Here is an 11,964-nt window from a genome sequence, read left to right on the forward strand (position 1 = left end):
CCTATTTATTATTCATTCTCGAAAGTACTTCCATATAACCTTCTACAAGGTCTCCAAGGTCTCTTCTAAATCTGTCTTTGTCTAATTTTTCATTTGTGTTTACATCCCAAAGTCTACAAGTGTCTGGTGATACTTCATCTGCCAATATTATGTTTCCTTCTGAATCTTTACCAAATTCTATTTTAAAGTCAACTAACTTTAGGTTTAATTTTAAGAAGAATGTTTTTAGCAATTCATTTATTTTTAGAGTTTCTTCTCTTAAGAATTTCAATTCTTCTCTAGTTGCTAATTTCATTGCCACTGCATAATCGTCATTTAGCATTGGGTCACCATAATCATCGTTTTTATAGCTTATTTCAAAGATTGGCTCATCGAAAACTACACCTTCTTCAAGACCAACTCTTTTGCAGATAGAACCAGCAGCAATATTTCTTACTATCACTTCTAATGGTAAAATTTCTACTTTCTTAACTAGCATTTCTCTGTCTGATAAACTTTTTATAAAGTGTGTATTTATATTATTTTCTTTTAACATTTCAAAGATTATTGTTGATATTTTATTATTTAGTATACCTTTTGAAGATATTTCTGCTTTTTTTTCTCCATTAAATGCTGTTGCATCATCTTTATAATAAACAACATATTCGTTTTCATTATCTGTAGAATATACTTGTTTTGCTTTTCCTTCATATAATAACATTTCTGTTACCCCCTTAAGTTCTTGTCGTCTTCTAACACCTTTTGTGCCATTTCTTCTCTATATGATTTCAAATCTTCTTTTAATTTTGGGTATTTTAGAGTCATTATTTGTAATGCCAATAAAGCTGCATTTAAACCTAAATCTATTGTAACTGTTGCAACTGGTATTCCTTTTGGCATTTGAACTATTGATAAAAGTGAGTCTAATCCATCCATAGTTGATGATTTAATAGGCAATCCTATTACTGGAATTAGAGTTTGTGAAGCTATTACACCTGGTAGATGTGCTGCTTTTCCTGCTGCTGCTATTATTACATCTGTATCATCTTCTATTTCTTTTAGGAATGTTGAAAGTTGTTCTGGTGTTCTATGAGCAGATAATGCTCTTGCTACAACTTCTATTCCATATTTTTCAAGCAGTTTTATCCCTTCTTCTAATTTTGGATAATCTGATTTTGAACCCATAACTACTGCTACTTTCATTAGACTTCCCCTCTCCGTTTATAAGTTATTTTACATTTTAAATCATTCGTATCATTATACGAATGATACACCTTAAATTTTATATTAATATACACATATTATCAACTCTTTTTTGAAATTTTTTAAAAAAAATATTACTTGTATTTTTTTTATTCGCCCTATACCGAACTTTATTCGCTTTTTTTGATACCTAATAAAATTACTTTCCATTTATTTATTATTTTTTGATAAATAAATATATTTCATATAATTTTAAAGTAAACTTACATAGTATTTTTTAAATTATAAGATTTATAATTCAGTAAAATACTCATTTCTATACATACTTGTATCAGAGTCTATACTAAAAAAGGAAGTTAATTATCATAAATCATCTTCCTTTTCATTAGTGTATAATTTTATAGTTGTTAATTTAAAAATATAAAGTGCCATTTTTAATTCTGTATTTTATCAATAAATTCATATCTTGCCAATAGTTAATCATCCTTAAATAATCTTTTATATAACAATTTCATTTCTTGATAATCTAAAATTACAAAATCAGGCTCATAAATCAAATCTTCTAAACTATTCCCCCTATGATTCATCCAGATACTCTTCCATCCAGCTTTTTTAGCACCTACTACATCATTTTTATAAGAGTCACCTATATAATATGTATTTGCCCTATCTAAACCCATAAATTTCTCAGCTAATCTAAAAATATTAATGTCTGGCTTAGAAAAGCCAACTTCACTAGAAATAAAAATATTCTCTTCATCAACCCACTTTTCAATATTTAATTGCTTTAATTTCATTCTTTGATGAGAAGATGGTCCATTAGTTATAATTCCAATATTAATATTTTTTTCTTTAGCAAAATTCAAAACTTGCTCCATCTCTGGTATTAGAGTTATTTGTGATTGTTGATATATATACTCATCTTGAAAATTTTGAGCATCTTTTTCTGTAATGGGGTTTCCTAACTCTTCAAAAGCTTTCATTATTCTATACACATGCATTTTTTCAATTGGCATCTCTCCACTCTCAGTCAAATGAAATACCTCATCACTATACTTTCTGCTACTGATATATAAATCTTTAACAGAAATATTCTTTATTGAAGAAAATACTTTATCATATGCGATATAAAAAGGTGTTAACTGATTGTATAAAGTATCATCTACATCAAAAATTAAATTAATCAAAATATTAGTCCTCCAAAATTTAATAGTGGTAAATATAATTATAACTATAAATACCTAGTATAACAATACCTACCACTATAAGTCCTATTATTTATTTAAAATTCTAGTAGTTACACCTTTTAGATTATAACATTCTGCATAATCACGTAAAGGACGCTTAATATGGTCTACAACAAATCTTTGACCATTGATGTTATTTTTTCTTAAATTACTATAAAGCATTTCTATCTCTCTTTTAACATCATCATTATTGAATGTATAGTGACCTGCAATATCTAATATTTCATTAGATAAAACTTCATCCTTAAAGATTTCTTCAGTAGTTATATTTTTCTGTTCTCCTATCACCCATTTTCTCCAACGTCCACATTCAATAGCATCTACAAGAAGAACATGTCTAATATTTGAAGTCTTTTCAATTAATCCTTCTTCCTTTAGTTTTCTTTCAACTTCTGCTAGCTTTAAGTATGCTCTAGTCTCTTCAGTACCATATTGAGGAGCAACATTTGTCGCAATAATTTTAGATGGTATATGTTCTAATAAAGTCACATCATCCAAATAATCTCCATTATGTTCCTTTAACCCAACTCCATACTTTTTAGCCATTTGAGCTAAATCATAAGCATTCTTAAAGTTAAAAGTGCCTACCTGTTCTGTTTTTCTAGTTAGAGTACCTGTCTGACCAACTATAAATGTCGGCATTGGCAAATCTCTCTTTTCAAGTTCAACTTTTAATCTAGTTATAAATGTTTCATATGTCTCAGTTGAAGTTAAGCCTCCATTTGTTTCCTCTGTCCCAACTTCATATCCTATCTCTGGCAAATTAAGTCTTTTTCTTTCTTTTTCGCAATATTCAATTAATTCTACAGTTCGTTCTAACACTATATCCAATGGAATCACTTTTCCCATTTCAAATGGGTCTTTTGTAGGGTCAATCATTAATAAATCAAAACCTGCCTCAATATCAGCTAAATAAGATTTTTTTCCTAATTCCATAGCTTTGTCAACAGGTAAATGGTCATTTCTCTCTTTATCTCTTTGCCATGGTCCTCCATGGTCTCTGCATAAGTAATATAAACCATCAAATCCCACTTCATCAGCTATTTTCTTAATATCTCTTGTAAATGTTTCTTGATTCCAACCATTTACATAACCTCCTCCTAGCTCATCTGCATCTACTTGATTTCTACTTGCAATAAACATTAAAGGAAAATCATCATCCTTTGCTAATTCAAAACTCGCTTGTAACAAATTAGGTGACATAGGACCAATCCCTAAAAGTGTTGCACTTTTCCCCTCTTTTTGTAAGTCTAGTAATCGTTGTACGACAGTTTTTATTGGTAATTTTTTCATTACTATATCTCCTTTTATTCTATTTTTTAAGATGTTTTCAAAGATGCTTTTAATAAAATCTTCAATAAAAACATCTTTATGTTATATGTAAAATAAATCAAACTTTATTGAAAAGTATCTTTTATTTTCTTAATTAATGCATCAGATTTTTTAATAATATCAGACACACTCATTCTTACTACTTTCTTGCCTTTAAAACGCTCCATATTTCTAATCTCAACATCATTAGTTAATATTACACAAGTTGCTTCTTCAATTTCTTTAATTGACAACTCATTATCTATTCCAGAGCTTCCTTGAGTTTCAACCTTTATTTCTATACCAAATTTTTTTGCTGATAATTCAAGTGATTCAGCTGACATATAAGTATGGGCTACTCCACTAGGACAAGATGTTACTGCTACAATTTTCATATCTTTATCTCCTTTAAATTTATAGTTCTATATAATTTTCTTACAATTTTATATAAATTAATTTATTATTTTATATATCTATAATTCTTCAAATATTAGTTCAATAGAATCATCTATATCTTCTTCAATTTCTTCATCTTCTTTTACATCTTTCTTTACTAATTTCATCAATATTGCGACAACAACTGCTCCAGTTAGTACAGATGCTATATACCCCAACCTGTTATCAACAACTGGAAGTACTATCAATCCTCCCCAAGGAGCATGATTTAAACATCCCAGTAAAAAAGCCATAATATTTCCAATAATTGAACCAGCCATAATACAAGGAATTACTCTAACAGGGTCCGCTGTTGCAAATGGAATAGCTCCTTCCGTGATTCCAACACATCCCATTAGAAGTGATGCTTTTCCTGAATCTCTTTCTTCTTTACTAAATTTTTTTGGGAATAATAATGTTGCTAACCCTAATCCAATTGGAGGTATACAAATCGCAACTCCAACTCCTCCCATTAAGTATGGAAGTGTATCAACTTGTGTTTGAGCAAAAGTCGCAGCAACTTTATTTATAGGACCACCCATATCAGAAGCTATCATTCCTCCCAAAATACCCCCTAAAGGAATCTTTGAAACACCAGACATTCCATTTAACCAGTTCGTCATCCATGCCATAAAAGAAGCTATAGGTTCTCCAATTAAAAATACAATTATACCACCTGTAATCAATGTACCAAGCAAAGGATAAATAAATATGGAACCTAGAGTTCTCATTGTAGGAGCTAATTTTATTTTCTTCAGTTGTAATACAACAAATCCTGCTATGAACCCTGCTATAATACCACCTATAAAACCAGCATTTACTTCTTTTGCTAAATATGCACCTATCATACCTGGTGCTAGCCCTGGCTTATCTGCCATACTAAATGCTATATATCCGCCTAATATTGGAATGAATAAAGCTAGACCTGCAGCACCAATTTGATTTAGTTTAGCTAACCATCCAGTTTCAGGAACAGCAGCTTGTCCACTTAATGTTACTGATAAAGCAAATAATATTCCCCCAGCAACTACAAATGGAATCATATATGATGTTGCTGTCATAAGATGTTTTTGTAAAAACTTTAAAATCCTCATTTTAATCTTCCTCCCCTATCTTTTCTTTTATAAGATTATAAACTGTTTGTTCATCTGCCCCTCTAATTTGATTTCTAAAACTCTCATGCATCAATAAACGTGCCAGTTTTGATAAAATCTTTAAATGAAGATTATTTTCATTATCTTTTGTTACTGATATTAAAAATATCAAGTCTACTTTTTCACCTTCTTCTGTCCATTCAATAGGAACATCAAACTTTCCAATTGTAATACAAGAATCTTTGACACCTATACTTTGACTATGAGGTAGACCTATACCATGCCCAATATATGTTGATAATGTTTCCTCTCTCTTTAAAACATCTTCTAAAAATTGATTTTTATCTCTTAAATACCCCTCTTTTGATACTACATCCACTAATGATGTAATAGCTTCTTCTTTTGAATCTGCTTTCATTTTGAATGAGCATTTTACATTGACTAATTTACTCATACAGTGACCTCCTCCTCATATTTATGAATTAAACCTTCTGCTTCTTCTTTTGTCCTTGCACTTTCTAACATACTAATAAAATTAGTCTTATAAACCATTTTAGTTAAATTAATTATTGCTGGAATTTGCTCTTTCTTATCTCTACTTGCTAAACAAAATATAACTTTAACCTTTTTATCACCAAAACTAATTGGCTCTTTACATATTAGTAAACTTATTGAACTTACTTTAACTAATGAACTGTCATTTCCATGCAATAAAGCAAACTCTTCATCTTTTACAGCATAGAAACCTACATCATTTAAAATATCTATAATATTCTCAGCATATTGTGTTGATACAAAATCACAATTAGCAAGTATATTTGAACTAATTTTAACAGCATCTTCCCACTTAACTTCTCTATCAATTATACTGATAGTATCAGCACCTATTAAATCACTTAATTTAAGCTGTCTAGATAATATTCTCTCATCACTATATCCAAGCTCCTGCCATATGATACTCAATACTCTTTTTTGAGCATCTTCTTCTAAGAAATCCAGCCTTTTTTTGATTGATATATAGTTAGTCAAGACATTCTTTCTTTTTATTCCTTTTTCTTCGAGTTTTAAATAATCGTTTTCCTGCAAAAATGGATTAATCTCAATAACTACTTTAGGCAAAGTTACAACTATCTTTGATGTTGTTATAATAAAATCGATATTTTCCCATTCCTTATAATCTTGTAATTTATATGCTGGAATACTATCCACTATATTTATTTGATAATCATTTATTATAGTGTCTTTTAACATAGCAATTACACCATATCCAAATCCACAAACTAATAATATGTTTTTATAATTGTTTCTCTCATTTCTTTGTACACTTCCTAAAAAGTGTATTGCTAAAAGTATTATTTCATTTTCATTTTTTATTTGATTTAACATCCTATTTTTTTGTACAGAAACCTTAGTAGCTTCAAGTACATATTGATACTTATCTGGTATTACATGAAATAGTTCTTCATAAATCTGTATGTTTTGCTTGATTCTTTCTATTAATGGGGCAATATGATTAAGCAATCCTTTATAAAGAATCATATCTTCTTTAAAATCAACGCTCAATATTTCTGACATATTGTAAATTAAATCTTGAACTATTATTTCTGTACTAATCAAATCCATATCTTCATTTAAACTTGCATATTTATTTGTAAAAAACACAAAACTTTTTAACAATAAAATTTGTTCTTTAGTCAATTTCTTTTGAATGATTTGTTCAAATTCTTGGTCAAATTTATTTTCAAAATATGGTTCACTTAATGAGGAAGATTCCAAAGGATGTTTTTCATCTGAATGTATGTACCATGTAAAAAGAAAAATATTTGAAACATACCATGTGAAAGATTCATCATTTAAAATCCAATCCATTTTGGAAAGTAAATCTATTGACCAATTATATATATTATTCAAGGAAATTCCCTTGAATATTTGTTCAATAATTTTCACTAAGTACTGCTCAAACACACTTAAATCAGACTTTTCTTTACCAAATAGGTAAGAATATAATTTTAATATACTTAGTCTTTGTTTATATATAGTGTTTTCATCTCCACTTATTTTGAAAGTCTTATCATATGTAATAGTTATTTGGTTTCTTTCTAATTCACTTGATAGAACATTAAGGTCGTTTTTAATTGAACTTCTAGAAACCTGGAATTCTTTGCTCAACTTTTCTAAATTTAGCCTATCTATTTTAAACATTGATATAATCTTCATAATAGATACTCTCTCAGTTAAAGAAAATACATATTCATTATTATCTATATATACTACTTGGAAATTCTTAGGAATAATTAGTACACCTTTATTTATTTTTTGTATTAATGGTTTATTTAATGACTGTAAAACTATATTTAAATTATTTATGTCATATCTAACTTTTCTTTCTTCTATACTTAATTGTTGGCTAATTTCCTTATAACTTGTCTTCTCTTTTCCTTTTAGAAAATTCATAATGAGTAACATTCTTCCACTTATCATATTTTCCCTCCTTTCAAAATAATTAGAGTTATTAATACTGCAAATTTTATGTTATTCTGTATATTTAAGTTTTTTTATGTCTAAAAATAGTAACTATCTTTCTATATTCAGAATAATACAATAAAGCTTTAACTACAACTTACAATATTTGAAAATTGTTTTTACAAAATCTGTAGACATATTTTTATTAAAAAATATAATATTTATATTTAAAACTTTATATCACCTACTAATTACAATATATTTTAACATTACATAGTATTTTCAACGCTTTACTAATAACTGCTACATATCTGTAACTATATGGGTAACAGCAAAATAGTTAAAAGTTTTACTTAAAAGTAAAACTATATCTGTAGATTTAAAAATACAAATAAAAAAAGCAAGCTATATATTTAAATTATATAACTTGCCTAAATATTTAATTTTATAAACCTAATCATTAGGTATTGTTAAATTTTTTACTTTATCACCATTATATGCGAATTCTTCAAATTCATGTATTGATAATGGTTTAGAAAAAACATAACCTTGAATATAATCACATCCAATACTTTTTAAGAAATATACTTGTTCAACTTCTTCAATACCTTCAGCAATTACTTTCATACCAAGTCTCCTGCTAAGTTCAATAATAGATTCCACAACAACTTTACCACGTTCTATATTATTTTTACTAACAAAAAATGAACGATCTAATTTAATTATATCGACTTTAAACTCCTTTAATATCCCTAATGATGAATATCCAAATCCAAAATCATCTATAGAACATTTAAAGCCTTTACTGTGGATATCATCTATTACACAAATTGCTTCTGGATTTTCTAAAAAAATAGATTCTGTAAGTTCTAAGTCTATTAAAGATGTAGGTACATTATATTTAATACATATCATCTCATATTTTTCTAAGAATGATTTATCCTTTAAATGTTGTCTTGATACATTAACAGAAATTATTAATAACTCCTTACATTCTTTTATCCATTTAGAAATCAATTTACATGTTTCTTCAAGAACATATAGGTCTAACTCACATATAAATCCACTTTTTTCAAAAATGGGAACAAAATCACTAGGATAAATCATCCCCTTCTCTGGGCTATTCCAACGAACAAGAGATTCTGCACCACTAACCTTTCCAGTTTTTATATCAATCTTTGGTTGTAAGCATATAAAAAATTCTTTATCATCAAGAGCTTTTTCCATTAAATTTGACAATTCCTTTTCAAATATCAATCGTTTTTTTTCTATATCACTATAAAAATTAAAATCACTTTTATGTGCTTTATTAAAACTTTTTCTTGCTGTATTCACATGGTCTTGTATTGTAATTAAATCTTCGTCATGATTTTCAATTGCGTAGATACCTACTGATATTCTTAAAAAGTATGGGTTTTCTTTTCCTTTGTTAAAATAATTAATCTCATCTTCTATTTTATACAGTAATTCTAAAACTTCTAATACTGGTCTATTCTTCATAAATAGATAGAACAGGTCTGCATCATGCCGACATACAAACTCCTCATCATTAGCAATATTTTTTTCTAAAACATTATAAATATATTTAAGTGTATTATTTCCTTTTTCACTACCAAAACAGTCATTTATTAGCTTAAAATCCTTTATATTTATTGCTATCATCATATAAGTATTATCAGGAGATTTTGAAATTAAAGGTTTTATTAACATACTAAATTTTGTTGAATTAATACCATTTGTTATATTATCTAAATAAGCAATATCTTCAATTTGTTTTATGTATTTTCTTCTAATAGTATATAAAATCCATGTTATAATTCCAATAATAAAAATAATTATAAAGGTCATTATTATTGTAAAAATGTTTAATTTATTCAATTCACCTAAAACAGCTTCTTCAGGCACTATAAGAATGAAATACCAATCATTTAAATCTTTTGTTACTGGATGATACGTTAGCAGACACTTTACATTTTTTGACGAAGTTATTGTAATTTCTCCTGATTCTTCATTCTTAAAGTCATCCATTATTTTGGGAACCCAATGCTCATTTGTAGCACCTTTATATTTATGACTAAGATCCTTTATCAACTCACTATTTTTACCTATAAAGAGAGGTTTCCCCTTAGTATTAACAATTTCAATAGTTCCTTCTCCATTAAAACTGTCAATACTAAGAATATTATTCACACTTTCTTTTTGAGAAACACCTACTAAAATACTAGATACCTCATGTTTATAATCAAATATAGGTACACTGTAGAGTACAACATCTATTGACTCTATAAGTTCTGTGTATTCCTTTCCTTCTATCCCCTTTTTATATGAAATAGTATTCTTTAAATCCGCTTCTTTTCCACTTAAAAACTTTGTTTTACCTTTTAAATCTATTATTCCAATATCAGAATATTTATAACTAGTTTTTCTTTTTGCTAAGTAATCATATCGACTATCACCTTCATATTGTTTAATAAAATCTGCCATTAGCCTTAAATCAGATAAAATAAACTTAATTTGATTATCAACATTTGTTACAACTTGTGTAGATACATCATTTAGATAGTTTTTAGTTTGCTTATTAGATATGTTGTACAGTTTTACAGTAGTAAAAACAGTAATTACAAGAATTGAAATAATAAGTGCACATAAAACCACAGACAAAACCATATTGTTTTTTTCGTACCTTGATAATTTCATTTTTTGTCCTCCAAACTATAAGTCCATTTTTAGCATAAATACTAACTCTACAAATTTCATTACCAAAAAACTATTCACACTATATTATAATATTCTACTTATCAATATTCAACAAAACTCCTTTATATTTCAATAATAATTCATTAATAAGCATTTTATTGATTTTATTTATGTAATATTTTTCCTTAAACTGCTGTAGAATATTGTTTAAAAACAAATTCCATAATCTAAGTTTATGTTTCTATTTATTCAAGACTAACAAATTCTATATACTTATATCAAAAAAGCTATCCCATATTTTAAGATAGCTCTTTATTTTAATGAGACACTTAATATCTCTAATATCTCATAACTAAATATATTATTAAACCTTCACTTATTTTCTTTAATAACACAACAAGGATTCCCATAAGCTATAGTATTAGATGGAATTGACTTTGTTACAACACTACCTGCACCAATAGTTACATTGTCTCCTATTGTTACTCCTGGTAAAATAATACTCCCTCCACCAATCCAAACATCATTACCAATTTTCACTGGTGCAGTTATAGTTTTGCAAAAACTAAATCCATCATCAGTTCTTTCCTCAAATCTATCTTTAGCATTAGTTGGATGAAATGCTGTATATATTTGTACATTAGGAGCAATCAATGCATTGTCACCTATTATGATTTCATTATCATCTAAAAATGTACAATTCATATTTACTTCGCAATTATTACCAAAATAAATATTATTTCCATAATCAACATAAAAAGGTGCAGTAATCCATATATTTTTTCCCTTTCCACCTAAGAGTTCTGTTAAGATACGTTCCTTGTTAATACTATCATCTGATTTCAAACTATTATACTCTTTTGTTAAATCCTTGGCTTTGTGCCATTGACATAATAATTCCTTATCTCCACAGTCATACAATTCTCCTGCCAACATCTTTTCACGTTCTGTCATCCCAACCTCCTAAAATATATTAGTATATTAACTAAAAATAATATTTGTTATTAATATTGTTCCATATTTATATTGTAATATAAAAAATTAAATACTCAATGAAACTATCTTATTGAATATTTAATTTACTTACATCTTGCAAATACAAAGTTAGTATATAATTATAGGTTCTACTTAAATTAAACCTAGACTATAGATATTTTCATTATTCATTGAATCAAAAATGCTAAATTTAAAATCTACTTTTTTCAATAAATTATTTGAAGCCAGATTATCTGATAAAGCACTTGCTAATACTTGTATAAACTTTTGTTCATTATTTCGGTAAGACATAAAAGAATCAATATAGCTTTCTTGAAATCTTCTGATTTTACATCTTTCAGTTAGCATATGCAGTCTCTTTTTATAATGATTTTTTTTAACAAGTATGTAGTTACTATATCTTCAATACACCAAGCATAACACAAACCATATTTGTATGACAATTCATAATTATATTATTTATTTAGTCATTTTTAAATAATTGATATGAATTTGTATCATATGAATTTAAAAATCATTATTTGATAGAATCGCTGTAA

At 27.3% G+C, this 11,964-nt stretch carries 11 protein-coding genes; all 11 read right to left on the reverse strand.

Features of this window, described 5'->3' with window-relative positions; all coding sequences use genetic code 11:
- Window position 1: 1 nt before the first annotated feature.
- The 11 genes from purC to IC174_RS16690 all read right to left on the reverse strand — a co-directional run bounded on the left by purC (window position 2) and on the right by IC174_RS16690 (window position 11,773).
- Entirely contained in the window at window positions 2–700 is a 699-nt protein-coding gene (purC, locus tag IC174_RS16640; RefSeq protein WP_227483465.1) for a phosphoribosylaminoimidazolesuccinocarboxamide synthase, read from the reverse strand.
- Between the two features lie 5 nt (window positions 701–705).
- Window positions 706–1,182 (reverse strand): 5-(carboxyamino)imidazole ribonucleotide mutase, encoded by a 477-nt coding sequence (gene purE, locus IC174_RS16645; protein ID WP_003420964.1) that lies wholly within the window; start codon window positions 1,180–1,182, stop codon window positions 706–708.
- A 476-nt stretch (window positions 1,183–1,658) separates the two neighbouring features.
- Window positions 1,659–2,369, reverse strand: a complete 711-nt coding sequence (locus IC174_RS16650; RefSeq protein ID WP_227434632.1) for an HAD family hydrolase — start codon at window positions 2,367–2,369, stop codon at window positions 1,659–1,661.
- Window positions 2,370–2,456: 87 nt separating this feature from the next.
- A complete protein-coding gene (locus IC174_RS16655; protein WP_227483466.1) occupies window positions 2,457–3,722 on the reverse strand; it encodes a class II D-tagatose-bisphosphate aldolase non-catalytic subunit in 1,266 nt (421 codons plus the stop codon).
- Window positions 3,723–3,826: 104 nt separating this feature from the next.
- Complete coding sequence (locus tag IC174_RS16660; RefSeq protein ID WP_227434630.1) at window positions 3,827–4,135, reverse strand: PTS fructose-like transporter subunit IIB; 309 nt, start codon at window positions 4,133–4,135, stop codon at window positions 3,827–3,829.
- Window positions 4,136–4,213: 78 nt separating this feature from the next.
- Window positions 4,214–5,269, reverse strand: coding sequence for a PTS fructose transporter subunit EIIC (locus IC174_RS16665; protein ID WP_227434629.1), 1,056 nt, complete (start codon window positions 5,267–5,269; stop codon window positions 4,214–4,216).
- 1 nt (window position 5,270) lies between these two features.
- A complete protein-coding gene (locus IC174_RS16670) occupies window positions 5,271–5,723 on the reverse strand; it encodes a PTS sugar transporter subunit IIA (protein WP_227434628.1) in 453 nt (150 codons plus the stop codon).
- A complete protein-coding gene (locus tag IC174_RS16675; RefSeq protein ID WP_227483467.1) occupies window positions 5,720–7,750 on the reverse strand; it encodes a PTS sugar transporter subunit IIA in 2,031 nt (676 codons plus the stop codon). The genes IC174_RS16670 and IC174_RS16675 overlap by 4 nt, the downstream gene beginning before the upstream one ends.
- Before the next feature lie 435 nt (window positions 7,751–8,185).
- On the reverse strand, window positions 8,186–10,429 hold the full coding sequence (locus IC174_RS16680; RefSeq protein ID WP_227483468.1) for an EAL domain-containing protein: 2,244 nt from the start codon (window positions 10,427–10,429) through the stop codon (window positions 8,186–8,188).
- 372 nt (window positions 10,430–10,801) lie between these two features.
- Window positions 10,802–11,383, reverse strand: a complete 582-nt coding sequence (locus tag IC174_RS16685; RefSeq protein ID WP_227434625.1) for a sugar O-acetyltransferase — start codon at window positions 11,381–11,383, stop codon at window positions 10,802–10,804.
- 174 nt (window positions 11,384–11,557) lie between these two features.
- Window positions 11,558–11,773, reverse strand: coding sequence for a hypothetical protein (locus tag IC174_RS16690; RefSeq protein ID WP_227483469.1), 216 nt, complete (start codon window positions 11,771–11,773; stop codon window positions 11,558–11,560).
- Window positions 11,774–11,964: the final 191 nt, after the last annotated feature.

Origin of the sequence: Clostridioides sp. ES-S-0001-03 (genome assembly GCF_020676075.1) — a bacterium.
Taxonomy (GTDB): Bacteria; Bacillota; Clostridia; order Peptostreptococcales; family Peptostreptococcaceae; genus Clostridioides.

What these genes read in the sequence shown, in the direction of transcription:
- IC174_RS16660 (WP_227434630.1), bottom strand. Translation starts at nt 4,135, where the DNA reads ATGAAAATTGTAGCAGTAACATCTTGTCCTAGTGGAGTAGCCCATACT.
- IC174_RS16685 (WP_227434625.1), bottom strand. Translation starts at nt 11,383, where the DNA reads ATGACAGAACGTGAAAAGATGTTGGCAGGAGAATTGTATGACTGTGGA.
- purE (WP_003420964.1), bottom strand. Translation starts at nt 1,182, where the DNA reads ATGAAAGTAGCAGTAGTTATGGGTTCAAAATCAGATTATCCAAAATTA.
- IC174_RS16675 (WP_227483467.1), bottom strand. Translation starts at nt 7,750, where the DNA reads ATGATAAGTGGAAGAATGTTACTCATTATGAATTTTCTAAAAGGAAAA.
- IC174_RS16670 (WP_227434628.1), bottom strand. Translation starts at nt 5,723, where the DNA reads ATGAGTAAATTAGTCAATGTAAAATGCTCATTCAAAATGAAAGCAGAT.
- IC174_RS16690 (WP_227483469.1), bottom strand. Translation starts at nt 11,773, where the DNA reads ATGCTAACTGAAAGATGTAAAATCAGAAGATTTCAAGAAAGCTATATT.
- purC (WP_227483465.1), bottom strand. Translation starts at nt 700, where the DNA reads ATGTTATTATATGAAGGAAAAGCAAAACAAGTATATTCTACAGATAAT.
- IC174_RS16665 (WP_227434629.1), bottom strand. Translation starts at nt 5,269, where the DNA reads ATGAGGATTTTAAAGTTTTTACAAAAACATCTTATGACAGCAACATCA.
- IC174_RS16680 (WP_227483468.1), bottom strand. Translation starts at nt 10,429, where the DNA reads ATGAAATTATCAAGGTACGAAAAAAACAATATGGTTTTGTCTGTGGTT.
- IC174_RS16655 (WP_227483466.1), bottom strand. Translation starts at nt 3,722, where the DNA reads ATGAAAAAATTACCAATAAAAACTGTCGTACAACGATTACTAGACTTA.